Origin of the sequence: Flavobacterium muglaense (genome assembly GCF_014305155.1) — a bacterium.
Lineage (GTDB): Bacteria > Bacteroidota > Bacteroidia > Flavobacteriales > Flavobacteriaceae > Flavobacterium > Flavobacterium muglaense.
The window spans coordinates 1-19,119 of record NZ_JACRUK010000046.1; the positions used below are offsets into that span (position 1 = coordinate 1).

14 protein-coding genes are annotated in these 19,119 nt (G+C 35.6%); 12 read left to right on the top strand and 2 right to left on the bottom strand.

The features are described from left to right. The first annotated feature begins 244 nt into the window (after positions 1-244). The 7 genes from H8R24_RS14465 to uvrB all read left to right on the top strand — a co-directional run bounded on the left by H8R24_RS14465 (position 245) and on the right by uvrB (position 13,261). The gene (locus H8R24_RS14465; RefSeq protein WP_187020373.1) at positions 245-2,467 is read left to right on the top strand and encodes an NADP-dependent isocitrate dehydrogenase; all 2,223 of its coding nucleotides are present in this window, start codon (positions 245-247) and stop codon (positions 2,465-2,467) included. 128 nt (positions 2,468-2,595) lie between these two features. Then, entirely contained in the window at positions 2,596-4,977 is a 2,382-nt protein-coding gene (locus tag H8R24_RS14470; protein WP_187020370.1) for a TonB-dependent receptor, read from the top strand. A 5-nt stretch (positions 4,978-4,982) separates the two neighbouring features. Next, the gene (locus H8R24_RS14475) at positions 4,983-5,804 is read left to right on the top strand and encodes a DUF4249 domain-containing protein (RefSeq protein WP_187020368.1); all 822 of its coding nucleotides are present in this window, start codon (positions 4,983-4,985) and stop codon (positions 5,802-5,804) included. A gap of 212 nt (positions 5,805-6,016) precedes the next feature. Continuing rightward, entirely contained in the window at positions 6,017-6,679 is a 663-nt protein-coding gene (locus H8R24_RS14480) for a thiamine diphosphokinase (RefSeq protein WP_187020365.1), read from the top strand. 116 nt (positions 6,680-6,795) lie between these two features. Further along, positions 6,796-7,740 (top strand): 23S rRNA (adenine(1618)-N(6))-methyltransferase RlmF, encoded by a 945-nt coding sequence (gene rlmF, locus H8R24_RS14485; RefSeq protein WP_187020362.1) that lies wholly within the window; start codon positions 6,796-6,798, stop codon positions 7,738-7,740. A 278-nt stretch (positions 7,741-8,018) separates the two neighbouring features. Beyond that, positions 8,019-11,141, top strand: coding sequence for a TonB-dependent receptor (locus tag H8R24_RS14490; protein WP_187020360.1), 3,123 nt, complete (start codon positions 8,019-8,021; stop codon positions 11,139-11,141). 128 nt (positions 11,142-11,269) lie between these two features. After that, positions 11,270-13,261: an excinuclease ABC subunit UvrB gene (uvrB, locus tag H8R24_RS14495; RefSeq protein ID WP_187020357.1), complete on the top strand. Its 1,992-nt coding sequence runs from the start codon at positions 11,270-11,272 to the stop codon at positions 13,259-13,261. Here the strand turns inward: uvrB and H8R24_RS14500 are convergent. Beyond that, entirely contained in the window at positions 13,258-13,659 is a 402-nt protein-coding gene (locus H8R24_RS14500) for an excinuclease ABC subunit B (RefSeq protein WP_187020355.1), read from the bottom strand. The genes uvrB and H8R24_RS14500 overlap by 4 nt on opposite strands. Positions 13,660-13,697: 38 nt before the next feature. On the opposite strand from H8R24_RS14500, the gene H8R24_RS14505 reads away from it, so the two are divergent. The 5 genes from H8R24_RS14505 (at position 13,698) to H8R24_RS14525 (ending at position 17,793) form a co-directional block, all read left to right on the top strand. Then, entirely contained in the window at positions 13,698-14,522 is an 825-nt protein-coding gene (locus H8R24_RS14505) for an alpha/beta hydrolase (protein WP_225876830.1), read from the top strand. Positions 14,523-14,561: 39 nt separating this feature from the next. After that, a complete protein-coding gene (locus H8R24_RS14510) occupies positions 14,562-15,572 on the top strand; it encodes a dipeptide epimerase (protein ID WP_187020352.1) in 1,011 nt (336 codons plus the stop codon). A gap of 6 nt (positions 15,573-15,578) precedes the next feature. Then, entirely contained in the window at positions 15,579-16,604 is a 1,026-nt protein-coding gene (locus H8R24_RS14515) for an aminotransferase class I/II-fold pyridoxal phosphate-dependent enzyme (protein WP_187020350.1), read from the top strand. A gap of 64 nt (positions 16,605-16,668) precedes the next feature. Next, positions 16,669-17,133 carry a DUF1456 family protein gene (locus H8R24_RS14520; protein WP_187020376.1) on the top strand — a complete coding sequence of 155 codons (465 nt, stop codon included), beginning with the start codon at positions 16,669-16,671 and terminating at the stop codon, positions 17,131-17,133. A 3-nt stretch (positions 17,134-17,136) separates the two neighbouring features. Beyond that, positions 17,137-17,793, top strand: coding sequence for an NAD(P)H-binding protein (locus H8R24_RS14525; RefSeq protein ID WP_187020348.1), 657 nt, complete (start codon positions 17,137-17,139; stop codon positions 17,791-17,793). A 104-nt stretch (positions 17,794-17,897) separates the two neighbouring features. Here H8R24_RS14525 and sucC read toward each other — a convergent pair whose 3' ends face one another. After that, a complete protein-coding gene (gene sucC / locus H8R24_RS14530) occupies positions 17,898-19,091 on the bottom strand; it encodes an ADP-forming succinate--CoA ligase subunit beta (RefSeq protein WP_187020346.1) in 1,194 nt (397 codons plus the stop codon). Positions 19,092-19,119 lie beyond the last annotated feature (28 nt).

A 19,119-nucleotide genomic window follows, 5' to 3' on the forward strand; every position in this document is an offset into this window, starting at 1 on the left:
CATGAGTATCTGTGGTTATAGCTATGTTTTTTTAGACAATATTTGGTCTATACAATAAATGCGTTTGGTATAAAAATAACATTTTGAAGCTAACTCGTTAGTTATTCCATAATTTGAGTTTTTTCTAATAGAATTCACATTTTATTTCGCTCTGATTTTCATATATTTGCTACGCTTAATTTTAAGCAAAATACACATTCCACATCCTACCATATACTTAGGATACGATTATAAAAATATAAAAATGACACAAAAACCGAAAATTATTTACACGTTAACTGATGAAGCTCCTTTATTAGCGACTTATTCTTTTTTACCTATTGTTAAAGCATTTACAGCAACATCTGGAATCGAAATAGAAACGGAAGACATTTCGCTTGCAGCAAGAATCTTAGCTAACTTCCCTGAGTTTTTATCTGATGATCAAAAAGTAACAGATTCATTAGCTGAATTAGGAAAATTAGCTACTTCACCAGAAGCTAACATTATTAAATTACCAAATATCTCCGCATCTGTTCCTCAATTAAAAGAGGCAATTGTTGAATTACAAGCACACGGTTACAAGGTTCCTAACTTCCCTGAAGAGCCTCAAGACAAAGCTGAAAACGAAATCAAGAAAAAATATTCTAAAGTTTTAGGATCAGCTGTAAACCCGGTTTTACGTGAAGGAAACTCTGACCGTAGAGCACCAAAAGCAGTTAAAAACTACGCAAAAGTAAACCCACATTCAATGGGAGCATGGTCTGCAGATTCAAAAACAGAAGTAGCATCAATGGAAATTGGTGATTTTTACGGAAGTGAAAAGTCAGTTACCCTAACGGAAGCTAGCGATGTAAAGATCGAATTCGTAGCTACTGATGGCACAACCACTGTATTAAAAGAAAGTACTCCGCTAAAAGTGGGCGAAATCATTGATAGTTCAGTAATGCACTTGAAAGAATTAAAATCTTTTGTAGCGAAAGCAATTGCTGAAGCAAAAGAAAAAAACATATTATTATCTGTACACTTAAAAGCAACAATGATGAAGGTTTCTGACCCAATCATTTTTGGAGCTATTGTAGAAGTGTACTTTGCAGCTGTATTCGAAAAATACGCTACATTATTTGATCAATTAAGCATTGATACCAGAAACGGTTTAGGTGATGTTTATGCAAAAATTGCAGGACGTCCAGAACAAGCAGAAGTAGAAGCTGCTATCAACCAAGCAATTGAAAATGGTCCAGCGCTTGCAATGGTAAACTCTGATAAAGGAATCACAAATCTTCACGTTCCATCGGATGTTATTGTTGATGCTTCAATGCCAGCTATGATTCGTACTTCAGGGCAAATGTGGAACAAAGACGGAAAATCACAAGACACACTAGCTATTATTCCAGACCGTTGTTATGCAGGAATTTATACTGCAACAATCGATTTTTGCAAAAAAAATGGTGCTTTTGACCCAAAAACAATGGGATCTGTTCCAAACGTAGGTTTAATGGCACAAAAAGCAGAAGAATATGGTTCTCATGACAAAACGTTCCAAATGACTGGAAGCGGTGTTGTACGTGTTGTTGACACAAAAGGAACAGTATTAATGGAACAAGCGGTTGAAGCAAAAGACATTTTTAGAATGTGTCAAGCCAAAGACGCTCCTATTCAAGACTGGGTAAAACTAGCTGTAAATAGAGCGCGTTTATCTGCAACTCCAGCGGTTTTCTGGTTAGACGAAAACAGAGCACACGACAGACAATTAATTGAGAAAGTAAACTTATACTTAAAAGATTATGATACAACTGGTCTTGACATTCGCATCTTAAACCCAATTGAAGCTACTAAATTTACTTTAGAAAGAATCAAAAAAGGAGAAGACACGATCTCTGTAACAGGAAACGTATTGCGTGATTACTTAACTGATTTATTCCCAATTTTAGAACTAGGAACATCAGCAAAAATGTTATCTATAGTACCATTAATGAATGGTGGCGGATTGTTTGAAACTGGTGCAGGTGGTTCAGCTCCTAAGCACGTAGAGCAATTTACAAAAGAAGGATACTTACGTTGGGATTCACTTGGTGAGTTTTTAGCCCTAGGAGCTTCATTAGAACACTTAGGACAATCATTGAACAATTCTAAAGCAATTGTTTTATCAGAAACTTTAGATCAAGCAAATGATGCTTTCTTGAGAAACGATAAATCACCTTCTAGAAAAATAGGTCAAATTGACAACCGTGGTTCTCACTTTTACTTAGCTATGTACTGGGCAGAAGCACTTGCAGCACAAACTAAAGATGCTGAATTAAAAGCAATTTTCACTCCAATTGCAGCAGATTTAGAAAACAACGAAGCAAAAATTAATGAAGAATTAATTGGTGCTCAAGGAAAAGCGCAAGAGATTGGTGGTTACTACCAACCAAATCCTGAGTTGACTAGCAAAGCAATGCGTCCAAGCGCAACGCTGAACGCTATTCTAGCAAAAATTGCATAATTACAATCATTGTATATTTCAAAAAGGCAACTGGAAACAGTTGCCTTTTTATATTAACGAATCTTTGGGTTTTGTTTAATCCCAAATTTCTTATCTTTTCACTTTGTTTGCAATCCTAAAAAAAGAATATGTTTTTAAAAAAAATCAGCAGCTTTATTATTGTACTACTCATTAGTTCCTCTGTTTTTTCGCAAGAAAAATTCACACTAAGTGGCTCAATAACTGACAGTAAGAGCAATGAAACACTCATTGGTGTAAACCTATACATCCCAGAATTGAATGCTACAGTAAGTACGAATCAATATGGCTTTTATTCTATTACATTAGTCGAAGGTAAGTACACCGTGCTTGCAAGCTACTTAGGCTACGAAACAATAAGCAGCCAACTGACACTAAATGAAAGTAAAAAACTAAATTTTGCACTAGCCCCAAGCGGAGAACTCCTTAACGAAGTGATTATTAAGGACGGAAACAAAAGCACCAACATTCGCTCTACAGAAATGAGTATCAATAAACTATCTATTTCTTCGATAAAAAAAATGCCTGTAGTGCTAGGCGAAGTAGATGTTATTAAATCATTACTGTTGCTACCAGGGGTTACAAATGCAGGTGAAGGAGCTTCAGGGTTTAATGTTCGTGGTGGTGGTGCTGATCAAAATTTAATTTTACTAGACGAAGCTACCATTTTTAATTCGTCTCACGTTTTTGGTTTCTTCTCGGTTTTTAACCCAGATGCCATCAAAGATTTAAAATTGTACAAAGGAGGAATTCCAGCTAACTTTGGTGGTAGAGCTTCATCTGTTTTGGATATTTATCAAAAAGATGGGAACAGCAAATCCTTTCACGCCAATGGAGGTATTGGTTTAGTTTCGAGTAGGTTATTACTTGAAGGCCCAATCGTAAAGGACAAAGGCTCTTTCCTAATCGCTGGTCGAGGCTCTTATGCCCATTTGTTTTTAAAACTATCCGAAGAAAATAAAAACAATACCGCTTACTTTTATGATTTGAATGCCAAATTAAGCTACAAATTAAACCCAAATAACAATTTATATTTTTCTGGTTACTTTGGCCGAGATGTTTTTTCAATCAGCGAAAGCTTTTCTAATACCTACGGTAACACGACCTTTAACCTACGATGGAATCATTTATTCTCGGATAAATTGTTCTCTAATTTCTCCATGATTTACAGTGATTATTATTACGGCCTTGACCTTAACTTCATCGGTTTCAACTGGTCATCAGGAATCAAAAACTACAATATAAAGTACGACTTTAAAAATTACATTTCAGACGACTTTAAATTAAGTTACGGAGCAAATGCTATTTATTATTCTTTCAACCCAGGTACAATAAAACCTACAGACAGCAACTCTGGAATAAATGCCGATCAATTGGATAAAAAATATGCTTTTGAACCTTCGGTTTACATAAGTGCAGAGCATGATATTTCGAAAAAAATTGCATTAACTTATGGCTTGCGTTACAGTATGTTTTATAGATTAGGACAATCTACAGTGAATTTGTACGAGAATAACAATCCCGTCACTTTTAATACTGACCAGCAAATTTACGAGAAGGCAACACCTATAGGAACTACTTTTTATGGCAAAAATAAAACATTAAAAAGTTTTGGTAATTTTGAACCTAGACTTGCCGTATCTTACAAGCTAGACGATAACACAGCAATAAAAGCGAGTTACAACCGCATGACACAATATTTACAGTTGATCTCTAATACCTCCTCTCCTACTCCGCTGGACATCTGGATGCCAAGTGATCAATATATAAAACCACAAATTGCGGATCAAGTGGCTTTTGGTTATTTTAAAAACTTCAAGGACAATATGTATTCGCTTGAAGTAGAAACGTACTATAAAAAAGTACAAAACAGATTGGATTATATAGATGGTGCCGACTTGATTGCAAATGATGCTATCGAGCAAGTGATCTTAAACGGTAGAATGCGCTCTTACGGTCTTGAGGTGATGCTTCGCAAAAACGAAGGTCGCTTGAACGGATGGATTTCTTATACTTTATCAAAATCAGAGCAACAAACACCAGGTAGAACTGCAGAAGAGTCAGGAATTAATAACGGAAAATGGTACCGTTCTATTTATGACAAAACGCATAACCTTGCTGTTACAGGATCCTATAAACAAAATGAAAAGTGGACTTTTGGAGCTAATTTCGCCTTACAAACAGGACAACCTGTTACCTACCCCACAGGACAATATTCCTACCTAGGGCTTGTTATTCCGAGCTACGGCTTGCGAAATGCAAATAGACTACCTACTTACCACCACCTTGACGTATCGGCTACTTTAACTCCGAGAAACAATGAAGGCCGAAAATGGAAAGGCGAATGGGTCTTTAGCATTTATAATGTATACAATCGTAAAAATGCTGCTTCGATTAATTTTAGTCAGAACACAGAAACGGGAGTTAACGAAGCTGTAAAAACATCCATTTTCGGTATGGTTCCTGCAGTGAGTTACAATTTTAAATTTTAATGAAAATGAAAAAATCAAATATACTTATAGCACTAATACTTACTTTTTTCATGACCAGTTGTGAAGAGGTAGTTACAGTAGATCTAGATACACAAGCTCCAAAACTAGTCATTGAAGCCGCCCTAAAATGGCAAAAAGGAACTGACGGAAAAACACAAACAATAAAATTATCAACTACTACTTCCTTTTTCAGTACTGAAATTCCAACGGTTTCTGGAGCGCAAATTATAGTACGCAACAGCACCAATACTCCATTTATATTTACAGAATCGGGTACTCCTGGCGATTATGTTTGCAACAATTTCATTCCTGTACTAAATGAAACTTACACACTAAGCATAACTTTAAACGGAGCTGTTTACAACGCTACAGAAACATTAAAAAGCGTAGCTCCAATTGAGACAGTTACCCAAATTAATGATGGCGGAATAACGAAAAACGAAATTCAATTAAAAACTTTTTTTACCGATCCTGCAGCCGAAACCAATTATTATTTGTTTCAATACACCTATAAAGATGATCTGTACCAAAACTTAGCCGCATCTGACGATGCATTTTTTCAGGGCAATCGTTTTTTTAGCTTATCACAAAAAGAAAAGTTAAAAGTGGGAGACCAAGTTACAGTTACACATTATGGTGTTTCTAAAACATATTATAATTACTTAGCCATATTAATCACCATAGCTGGCGGAAGCAGTGGCGGCCCCTTTCAATCTCCACCAGCAACCGTAAGAGGAAACATTGTAAATACTACTGATAAAGACAATTACCCATTAGGTTTTTTCTCCGCCAGCGAAATAGATAGCAAAACCTTTACTATACAATAATTCGTGATCTAAGAGTAGCCCTGATAGCAGCGACAGCCCTGATTGACAAAAGCTATTTTTTACAGGAATTACAGAGCGACCAGAGGAAGCTCCTGGAATGACTAGTAAAAAAAGCGTTTGGATTGAGGGCTAAAGCGAATAGCAGGAATAGCTTCTGAAAACCTTTATATATTTATTGGTTTCTTTATCTTTACGGCTTTAATTTTCACTCTATGTCTTCACACCATATTGTTCGCGATGATCAAGAACCAGCTTTAATTATTGCCAATGGCGCTTCGTGCAACCCAGAATTATTAGGACAATTACTAGAATGGTCACCATTAGTGATTGTTTTAGACTCGGCTATGGACCGCGTAATGCAATTGGGCATAAAAGTAGATGTTTTATTGGGTGATTTTGACCGTGACTTTGACGCTAATTATTATAAAGAAAAACAATATCCAATAGAGATTGTCCATACTCCGGATCAAAATAAAACAGATCTTGAAAAAGCATTTGATTACTTAATCGAAAGAAAAATACCCGCTGCAAATGTGGTCTGGGCCACTGGAAAGCGCACGGATCATACGATTACTAACTTGACTAACATAGTACGTTACAGAGAAAAATTAAAAATTGTCATATTGGACGACCATTCGAAGGTATTTCTTTTACCTAAAAAATTCGAAAAATGGTATACTGCAAATTCAGTAATCTCTTTGATTCCGATAGGACATGTAACTGGAATACATTCTGATAATTTATTTTACCCACTAACCAATGACAGCTTGACTATAGGGTACAAAACAGGTAGTAGTAACCATGTAACTGCAGATGGAATCGTGACCATATCACACGAAGATGGCGACTTATTAATGATGGAATGTGCGGATTAATTTTTAAATAATAAACTAATTTACAATAAAGTACAAGCCCATTCTTTTTTTACATAACTTGGTCCCGACTTTGATAAAAAAATAAATCTTTATCTTTGTCCTGAAATATAAAGAGCATGTCTAAGACTATTACCGAGAAAACCAATTTACACCCAAGAAATCTACACCGATTAAGATACGATTTTGAACTTTTGACCGAAAAACTTCCTGAGTTACAACAACACGTTTCTATCAATGAACACCAAATAGAGACCATTGATTTTAGTAATCCCGAAGCGGTTAAAACTCTAAACAAAGCTTTACTAGTAACGTATTACGACATAAAAAACTGGGACATTCCTAAAAATTATCTTTGCCCGCCCATTCCCGGAAGAGCTGACTATATCCATTATATTGCTGATTTATTAGCCACAAGCAACAACGGCATTATTCCACAAGGACATACTGTTGAAGGCCTAGATATAGGGATAGGCGCGAATTGTATCTATCCAATTATAGGAAATGCAGTCTACAACTGGAGTTTTGTAGGGACTGATATTGATGAAAAAGCAATTGCCAATTGTAGTTCGATTATTGAAAAAAATCCAAAACTTATTGATGCCATAAGTTTGCAAATGCAAAATGAATCCCGTTTTATTTTTAAAAACATTATAACCCCAGAAGATCGTTTTGCCTTTACGATATGCAACCCTCCTTTTCATTCTTCTAAAGAAGACGCGACAAAAGGAACGATACGCAAAATAAATAATTTAGAGAATAAAAAAACGACTGACCCCGTTTTGAATTTTGGAGGACAAAATGCAGAATTATGGTGCGTGGGCGGAGAACTAGCGTTTATTACTCAAATGATTTACGAAAGTGCAAAATATCCTATGCAATGTTTATGGTTTACTACTTTAGTCTCTAAACAATCGCATCTTTCTAGTTTGTACAAAACATTAAACAAAGTAAATGTAGTCGAGACAAAAACTTTTGATATGTCGCAAGGACAAAAAACGAGCCGCATTGTCGCTTGGACTTTTCACACAGAAAAGCAGCAAAACGAATGGAAATTCGAGTAGCTATCTAACTATCAATTATTTACACAAAAACCTAGATTTTACGGGACTTAAGAGGCTTATTTCAACTTCAATTGAGATAGGTCCAAAACACTTGTTTTATTGCTAAAAAGGCGCTATTTAATTACTAATTTGATAATATAACAGTTTTTTAAGAGCAATACATTACACAATAGCAATAAAAAACACACAAATTCGAAATATTTCTTCATTTTTAACATAATAATAACGTTTATGAATATATAATTGTATTTTTGGCCCATAACTTAAACAAACCAAAAATGAAAAAACTTTTATTTATTCTAACTTTAATTTTTTCGTTGGGCGCAACTGCTCAAGAAATTAAGGTTTCTGGAATAGTAACAGACGACACTAAAGGTCCGTTACCAGGAACCACTGTTCTTGTAAAAGGAACCACAAAAGGAACCACAACTGATGCAGATGGAAAATACACCATCATGGCAAAAATGGGAGACATGTTACAATTCTCTTATGTAGGTTTACAAACTCAAAACATCAAAGTTACAGGAAGTACTGTAAACGCATCGCTAGCGGGTAGCGGAGAAACACTTCAAGATGTAGTGGTTCTAGGTTCTCGTAGCGCAGCACGTACAGTAACTGAATCGGCGGTGCCTATTGATGTGATAAGCATGAAAGACATCGCGTCTCAAGGTCCACAAGCCAACTTAAATCAAATCTTAAACATGGTTGCTCCCTCGTTTACATCAAATACTACAACTGTAGCAGATGGAACAGATCATATTGACCCTGCTCAATTAAGAGGTTTAGGACCAGATCAAGTACTGGTACTGGTTAACGGAAAAAGAAGACACACTTCATCTCTGGTAAACATCAATGGTTCTCCAGGTAGAGGATCAGTAGGAACAGATTTAAATGCTATTCCTGCATTTGCAATTGATAAAATAGAAGTATTACGTGATGGTGCATCGGCACAATACGGATCTGATGCGATTGCTGGTGTAATTAACGTAAACGTTAAAAAAGCAACAAACAAATTAGACATAAACATCTTAGGCGGAACTTATCTAGCCAAAGGAGCTAATGATCATAGAGGTGGAACTGATGGAAATAATTTACAAATAGATTTGAACTACGGTACAAGTTTAGGTAAAGAAAAAAGTTTTATTAATGCTACAGGAAGTTTTCAATTAAGAGGACAGACTAGTAGAGCCAAAGATGTAACTGGTGGATTATTTAGTGCATTCAATGCAATCGAGCAAAGAGCTGCAGAAGCAGGTACAAATATCAATGCTTTATGGGGAAACATTGGAACTGCTGCAGCACCAACCGCAAACGAAGCTCAAATTGTTTCTGCAATAAAAACATATGCAACCGATGTTAAATACTTCAGTGCCGCACAACAAATCACTATAGCAGGTGCATCAAGCCTATACGGAGCAAATGGATTACAAACAATTTTAGGAAGTTCTTCTTCTCTACTTGCAATTGGAGATGTAACAGAAAATGAATTAGCATACAGAAAACTACAAAGAAGAGACTTCAACATGAACGTAGGACAATCGTCTTTACAAAGTGCACAATTCTTCGTAAATGCTGCCTACCCTATCAATGACAATCTAGAGCTATATGCTTTTGGAGGAACTAGTCATAGAACAGGTGAAGCTGCAGGTTTTTACAGAAAACCAAATCAATCTAGAACGTACACAGCCTTATACCCTAATGGTTTCTTACCTGAAATTCATTCTACAATCAATGACATTTCTGCTGCCGCAGGTCTTAGAGGAAAAATATTTGAATCTTGGAATTTTGACTTAAGCAACACTTTTGGTAGAAACGGATTTGATTACAACATTGAAAACACTTTAAATTCAACATTAAGAGAAAAATCTGCTACCAAATTTGACGCTGGTGGATTGGCCTTTTCTCAAAACACAACAAACTTTGATATTTCTAAAAAGTTTGACAAATTAAATGTCGCTTTTGGAGCGGAATTCAGACATGAAAACTTCCAAATAAAAGCAGGAGAACCAGATTCTTACAATTTTTACGATGTTAATGGAAATGTTGTCGTTAACGGCGTAACACCAGATGCTAACTACGTAACCGATTTTTATGGTTCTAAAAGAAATGGTGGAGCACAAGTTTTCCCAGGATTCAAACCAGTAAATGCAATTGACAAAGGACGTAATAGTGGTGCTATATATGCTGACTTAGAATATGATGTAACAGAAAAATGGATGGTAAATGGCGCTTTGCGTTATGAAAACTATTCTGATTTTGGTGGTACAACCAACTACAAATTAGCCTCTCGTTATAAACTAACAGACAACATCAATTTGCGTGGTGCTGTTTCTACAGGATTTAGAGCGCCTTCATTACACCAAATTTATTTCAATTCAACAGCTACACAATTCGTAGGTGGTGCACCATTTGAAATAACAACTTTTAGCAACGATTCACCTGCCGCAAAATTATTAGGGATTCCTACATTGAAGCAAGAAGAGTCTCAAAGTGCTAGTTTTGGATTTACTGCTAAGATACCAGCTGCAAAACTAACTATAACTGCAGATGCTTATGTTGTTAAAATTTCAGATCGTGTAGTTTTAACAGATTCATTCTCAAGACCAGGTGGAACACCAGTTGCCGGAACAGCTGCTGCAGAATTAAACACTTTATTCGATAATGCAAATGCTACAAAAGCTACCTTTTTCGCTAATGGTATTGATACACAATCAAAAGGTCTAGACGTTGTTGTTAGCCATAAAGCTAATGTAGGTAACGGATTGACTTTAAAATCTGATTTATCTGCAACATTCTCTAATACCAGAAAAGTAGGTGATATTCATGGTTCTAAAATATTAACGGACAATGGACAAATTAACAGATACTATTCGGAATCTAGTAGAATCTATCTTGAGGAAGCTGTACCAAGAGTAAAAGCGAACTTAACTAACTCTCTAGCGTACAAAAAATTCGATTTCTTCTTAAGAAACGTTTATTTTGGTCAAGTAACTGATCCAAACGTAGCAGATGTTAATGGAGACGGATTTATTGGAGCAACAATCATTAATGGACAAGCAATCGAAAATGAACACCCAGTATGGGCTGCTAAAATCATTACTGATTTATCTGTAGGATACAAAATATCAGAATCTACTAAAGTAGTTATTGGTGCGAACAATATCCTTGACATCTATCCTACTGCTAATTTAGGCCCAATTTCAGCAAAAAGACCTACCAACATAGTAGGTGGTTCATTAACTGACGCGAGTGGACTGGATTCTTCTGGAAACATACAATATAACACAACAGCATCAACTGTTGATTTATCAAATGGTAACCAATTTGTATACTCAAGAAACGTATCTCAATTTGGACAAAACGGAAGATTCGTTTTTGCTAGATTAAGTTTTAGTTTCTAATACAACCTAATTCATAGTACAAAAACCATCATGTTCGCATGATGGTTTTTTTTTGGTTTTAAGTTAAGCAAAGAATCCTTTTAAACTTCGTAACTTTGTAACACTAGAAACTTTGCCCCAAAACACCTATGAATTTCCAAGTAGTATCTGAATACCAACCCAAAGGCGACCAGCCACAAGCCATCGAAAAACTAAGCCAAGGCATCGTAGATGGGGAACCCTTCCAAACGTTATTAGGAGTTACAGGTTCTGGTAAAACTTTTACCGTGGCCAATGTTATTCAGGAAGTACAACGACCTACCTTAGTTTTGGCACACAATAAAACCCTTGCAGCGCAATTATACTCAGAGTTCAAACAATTTTTCCCTAATAATGCGGTAGAATATTTTGTATCGTACTACGATTATTACCAACCCGAAGCTTTTATGCCAGTCACGGGAGTTTTTATCGAAAAAGATCTATCGATCAACGAGGAATTAGAAAAAATGCGTTTAAGCACTACCTCTTCCCTACTTTCGGGCCGAAGAGACATCTTAGTAGTTGCCTCTGTTTCTTGCTTGTACGGTATTGGAAACCCTGTAGAATTTCAAAAAAACGTAATTGAAATTGAACGTGATCAAACGATCTCAAGAACCAAATTGCTTCACAGCTTAGTACAAAGTTTATATTCCAGAACCGAAGCTGATTTTACTCCCGGAAATTTTAGAATAAAAGGTGACACTGTAGAAGTCTATCCAAGTTATGCCGATGACGCTTTTCGAATTCATTTTTTTGGTGATGAAATCGAAGAAATAGAATCGTTTGATGTAAAAACGGCAGCAGTTATAGAGAAATTTGACAAATTAACCATTTATCCCGCGAATATGTTTGTGACTTCACCAGATGTCTTACAAGGCGCCATCTGGGAAATCCAACAAGATCTTGTCAAGCAAGTAGATTATTTTAAAGAAATAGGAAAGCACCTAGAAGCAAAACGACTCGAAGAACGCACCAATTTTGACCTAGAAATGATACGCGAATTAGGGTATTGTTCAGGAATCGAAAATTACTCTCGATATCTAGACGGTAGACTTGCTGGAACAAGACCATTTTGTCTCTTAGATTATTTTCCAAAAGACTTTTTAATGGTTGTAGACGAAAGCCACGTAACCTTATCCCAAGTGCATGCCATGTATGGTGGAGACCGTTCTCGAAAAGAAAACTTAGTAGAATACGGCTTTAGACTTCCCGCAGCCATGGACAATCGCCCATTGAAATTTGAAGAGTTTGAGGCCATGCAAAATCAGGTAATTTATGTCTCAGCAACACCTGCCGATTATGAACTACAAAAAACAGATGGAGTTGTGGTAGAACAAGTCATTAGACCTACAGGATTATTAGATCCCGTTATCGAAATAAGACCCAGTTTAAACCAAATAGACGATTTAATTGAAGAGATTCAATTGCGATGCGAACTTGATGAGCGCGTATTAGTAACCACTTTGACCAAAAGAATGGCCGAAGAATTAGCCAAATACTTAACCAAAGTACACATTCGTTGCCGCTACATCCATTCAGACGTAGATACTTTAGAACGTATCGAAATTATGCAGGATCTACGTAAAGGAATCTTCGATGTATTGATTGGAGTAAACCTCCTTCGTGAAGGACTTGATTTACCTGAGGTTTCGTTAGTCGCTATTTTAGATGCTGATAAAGAAGGTTTTTTAAGAAGCCATCGCTCGCTTACGCAAACAATAGGACGTGCCGCCAGAAACCTAAACGGTAAGGCCATTATGTATGCCGATAAAATTACTGCTAGCATGCAAAAAACGATCGACGAAACTGAATATCGCCGAACGAAACAGATCAATTACAACACAAAGCATAACATTACACCGCAAGCACTAAACAAGAAAATTGAAAGTGCTTTTGTCAAAAACCCGCTGATCGATCAAGAACTAGGTCACAATCTAAACAAAGCAGCAGAAGCTGTCACAGAATATTTATCGAAAGACGAAATAGAAAAACGCATTCGAGAAAAAAGAAAATCTATGGAAAAATCAGCCAAAGAGCTTGATTTCATGCAAGCTGCCAAATTACGTGACGAAATTAAAATGCTGCAAGATCAATTGCATTAATCGTGAAATTCTTTGTAAATTTTCAGTAATGCTTCGGGGGTAATAACAACATCGGGGGATTTTGCCATCTTTTTCAACACACGTTTTGTAGCATCAGGATTAATCCCCATGCTAATTGAAATTTGATGAATAGTATTCGATTCATTTGCATTCAAAATTTTACCGCCATGCATTAAAAATGCCAAACGATAAAATTGCTGCATACGTCTAAAACCAGTTTTAGCAGCCATTTTTGGCAATTCTAAAAGGAAAAGATTGTTAAAATCTCCTTTTTCTAGGTCTAAAGCATTTGCAATAACAAATAAAAAATCATAATCTTTTTTAGGTAGAACATCATTTTCAGTAGAAAAAGCAATCATATCCAGAAACAAGTTCTTTTTTTCTTCGTAAGTATCCATTATTATAATTTTTTTTTAGCTAAAATATCGTTTTTAAAATGAATAACAAAAATCTAAGCATGATTCAACAATTTAATTACATTATCCTATTTTTTTTAACATCAATTGGACTATTGGCGCAACAAAGCACTGCAAGCAAACAATTAAGTACTTTTAATATTCACTCAGCGGAACTAAATTGTGACAAAAAAATACGGGCGTACCTTCCGAAAGGGTATGCAAACAGTACAAAAAAATTCTCCGTGCTGTATATGCATGATGCTCAAAATCTCTTTGATACAAAAACAGCCTATGCAGGAGAGTGGAATGTAGATAAAAAGTTAGATAGTATCAATGCACAAATTATTGTAATAGGTATTGAACATGGTAACGAAAAACGGATCGACGAATTAACCCCTTTCAAAAATGAAAAATACGGTGGCGGAAACGCCGACAACTACCTCCAATTTATAGTCGAAACATTAAAACCAAAAATCGATAGCACTTATAGAACCAAAACAAAAGCTAGAAACACGATACTTATGGGAAGCTCACTAGGAGGACTTGTTTCCTATTACGGCGCATTAAAATATCCTACAATCTTTGGGAAAGCGGGTGTTTTTTCACCATCATTTTGGTTCTCCAAAGAAATCTTTGACTATACCGAAAAATCTAAAAAAATAAATACTAAAATATATTTTTTATGCGGGGATAACGAAGGAGAAAGCATGGTTGCAGATCTCAATAAAATGGAGCGCTTATTAGACAAAAACAGATGTTACTGCCTTCATTTGAATGAAAAGCGAATCGTAAAAGGCGGACAACACAATGAGAAATTATGGCGCGATGGCTTTATAAAAGCCCTTTTGTGGCTCGGATATTAAAAATAATTACATACTTTTAAGGTACTAAACGATCGACAAATGAAACTAATAGTAAAAGAATACATTCTAAAACTGAAACATACATTTACAATATCGAGAGAATCCATTGATGTACAGCCCTCGTTAATTGTAGAGCTTCAAAGCAATGGAATTTCTGGATATGGAGAAGCAACTTCAAATCCGTACTACAACATTACTGTCCCCATGATGATGGCCGATTTAAACAACCTTCGTCCAATTATTGAAGCTTGCGAAAACGAAACTCCAGAAGAATTCTGGCAACTTATACATCCGTATCTGAAACAAAATATGTTTGCTTTATGTGCATTGGATCTAGCATACACCGACTTATACGCCCGAAAAAAAGGTAAAAAACTATACGAATACTGGAACTATACTACAGATAACAACCCTCTAACAGATTATACGATTGGGATTGCGTCCATAGAAAAAATGGTGTCAAAAATGAAGGAACTTCCTTGGCCCATCTATAAAATCAAATTAGGCACACATGAAGATATCGCTATTGTAACCGAACTACGAAAACATACTGATGCCATTTTTAGAATTGACGCCAACTGTGGTTGGGGGATCGAAGAAACCATCAACAATGCTGTCGAATTAAAAAAGTTAGGAGTCGAATTTCTTGAACAACCTATGAAAGCCGACAATTGGGAAGCTCATAGGGAGGTTTTTAAATACTCGGTTTTACCAATCATAGCAGATGAAAGCTGTATTATTGAAGAAGATGTTGCAAAATGCCACAATCACTTTCACGGTGTAAATATTAAACTAGTAAAATGTGGCGGTCTTACTCCCGGTAAAAGAATGATTGAGCAAGCAAAGCAATTAGGCCTAAAAACAATGGTAGGTTGCATGACCGAATCATCAGTGGGCATATCAGCAATTGCACATTTACTGCCGCAACTGGATTATGTTGATATGGATGGCGCATTACTTTTGGCCGAAGATATTGCGAATGGGGTTACGATAAAAGAGGGTAAAATCTACTATGCTGAAGGCAATGGAACGGGAGTTACTTTAAAATAAGAATCAATGAAAATCAACGCTTTCCCCAATCGAATCTTGACTACCGGAGAAGACAATTATCTTTACTTTGGCGGAACAGCCTACCTTGGATTACCTACAAATAAAAAATTTCAACAAATTTTAATCAAAAACATCTTGCAGTGGGGAACAGCTTACGGCAGTTCAAGAAGCGCCAACATTGAATTGAAAGCATACGAAAATGGCGAAAAATTCCTCGCTAAATTCATAAAATCCGAAGCATCAATCACAGTTACTTCAGGCATGCTTGCGGGAAAAATAGTAATTGAAAGTTTGCAAACTCATACAGATCAATTTTATCATTTCAACAATGTGCATACCGCTATCAAAAGCGGGAACAGCATTCCGTTTTTTATAGAAAATGAAATGAATCCCAGATTGCATGACGCCGCCAAAGAAAGAATCACCATCCTCACAGATGCTGTACCTTCATTCTGCACAAAAGCAGTTGATTTATCATTTTTACGACTGATTCCGCCCCATAAAGAAATCACCTTGGTAATCGATGAGTCACACTCACTCGGTTTACTTGGAAAGAACGGAAATGGTATTTTTTCGAAAGTAAATTATCCTAATATCAAACGGAAAATAATGATTTCCTCACTAGGCAAAGCATTCGGTTTAACAGGTGGCTTTATTGCAAGTGACGCACAATTCATTCAACAAATAAGAGCCAACGATAGCTTCATTGCTAGCGCGGGTATGAATCCAGCTTTTGTACAGACCATTCCAGATGCAAAAAAACTATATATCAAACAGCATCGTAAACTAAAAGACAACTTAGATTATCTTAAAACAAATTTAAAAAAAAGCAAAGCATTTCTTTTCAGCAGTAAATACCCTTTAATTTATATTGAAAAAGAAGAAATCAATACACTTTTAGACAAAAATAAAATAATTATAGCCCATTTTAAATACGCTTCGGGAATTAAAGATTTGAACCGAATTGTGATTACAGCAAACCATAAAAAAAGGGATCTAGACCAAATTATCAGCATCTTAAACCAATTCTAATTCCCAAACTAAAATTAGTGCCCTATTCGTTTTAAAACGTACCTTTGTAAAAAAATAGAATATGATGACAAATAACGATATCTTCAAAAAATTACGAGTAGCTTTAATGCTTCGTGACGACCAAATAGTTGAAATTCTAGAGCTAGTAGATTTCAGAATTACAAAATCAGAATTAGGAGCTTTTTTCCGTGACGAAAAACATGAGAACTACATGGAATGTGGGGACCAAGTTTTACGTAATTTTCTTAACGGATTAGTAATACATTTACGTGGTACCAAAGAAAACCCTAAAAACCCTAATGATGTTTTAGCCAAACACAAAGCTCAAATTCCTGCTAAAGCAACTACAAAGGAAAGAACTGAATTTAAGGCAAAACCTAGAGATGAAGAAAAGTCTAGAGGAGATGAAGCGCCGTCTCAAAAGAGCGCCGCTAAAAAACCATTCAAAAAACAATTTCCAAAAGGAAATAACAAAACACAGGTTGTAGAAAAAGTAAAATTCAATTTTGGAAAAAACAATAAAGGATAATTTATGAAAACCGCTTTGATTATAGGAAGCACTGGTTTAATAGGTTCTGAATTACTACAACTTCTTTTAAAAAACGACAATTACAGTAAAGTTATTGCTTTTAGCAAAAGGGAAATAGATGTACAGCATCCAAAATTAGAAGTTCAAATCATAAATTTTGACAAACCCGAATCTTACGAATCATTGGTGAAAGGAGATGACTTTTTTTGCACAATAGGAACAACTATTAAAAAAGCAGGAAGTAAGGAAGCATTTAAAAAAGTAGATTATAATTACCCAAAACAGTTTGCTACAGCAGCATTACAAAATGGTGTTAACCAATTTCTACTGATATCCTCCATGGGAGCTGATCAGGATTCTACTAATTTTTATCTAAAAACCAAAGGAGAGATTGAACAGTTTTTAAAAGAGTCTGCATTCAAAAGTGTAACAATACTGAGACCTTCTCTACTTTTAGGAAACCGTAATGAGTTTAGATTTGCCGAAAAAACAGGAGGCTTCCTTATGAAAGCATTCTCATTTCTACTTATTGGAAAACTAAAAAATTACAAACCCATTGAAAGTAAAACAGTCGCTAAAGCATTAGAATTAATAGCTCAAAAGGATGAAACTGGTTTCCATATTTACCAATCAGCATCGATTGAAAAAATGGTTCATTAACATAATTACACAAAATCAATTATAAAGAAATTTAGATTGATTTTTAAGCATTAAAAAACCTGTTAGCAAAACTAACAGGTTTTTTAGTATTATTTATTTTCTAATTAAGAAAGCGCCGCTTTAACTTGATCAGCTGCTTCTTGAAATTCAACAGCAGATAAAATTGGCATTCCAGAATTGTCAATTAATTCTTTTGCAATAGCTGCATTTGTACCTTGTAAACGAACAATGATTGGCACTTTAATAGCATCACCCATGTTTTTGTAAGCATCAACAACTCCTTGTGCCACGCGGTCACAACGAACAATACCTCCAAAAATATTAATTAAAATTGCTTTTACGTTAGGATCTTTTAAGATAATACGGAAAGCAGTTTCAACACGTTTAGCATCAGCAGTTCCACCTACGTCAAGGAAGTTAGCAGGCTCAAAACCAGCATATTTAATTAAATCCATAGTTGCCATTGCTAATCCAGCTCCGTTAACCATACATCCAACTGTTCCATCAAGATCAACGTAGTTTAATCCTACTTCTTTAGCTTCTACTTCAATTGGATTCTCCTCACGGATATCACGCATATCAGCATAAACTTTTTGTCTGTATAAAGCATTATCATCGATATTTACTTTAGCATCTACAGCCATTATTTTATTATCAGATGTTTTTAAAACCGGGTTGATTTCAAACATCGAAGCATCAGATCCAATATATGCATTATATAAAGAGTCGATGAATTTTACCATTTCTTTGAAAGCATTTCCAGAAAGACCTAAGTTAAAAGCAATTCTTCTCGCTTGAAAACCTTGTAATCCAACAGAAGGATCAACTTCTTCAGTAAAAATTAAATGAGGAGTATGCTCAGCAACTTCTTCAATATCCATTCCACCTTCAGTAGAATACATAATCATGTTACGACCAGTAGCTCTATTCAATAAAACAGAAACATAAAATTCTGAAGTTTCAGATTCACCTGGATAATAAACATCCTCAGCAATTAAAACTTTATGTACTTTTTTACCTTCAGCAGATGTTTGTGGTGTTACCAACTGCATTCCAATAATTTGTTCTGAAATTTCTTCAACTTGTTGTAGGTTTTTAGCAAGCTTAACTCCACCACCTTTTCCACGACCACCTGCGTGAACTTGTGCTTTTACAACATACCAACTCGTTCCCGTTTCAGTAGTTAATTGTTTAGCAGCAGCAACAGCTTCTACTGGACTATTAGCAACAATTCCGCGTTGAATGCGAACTCCGTAGCTAGCTAAAATCTCTTTTCCTTGATATTCGTGTATGTTCATAATATAGAATTTGTCTGGATTCTGAAGT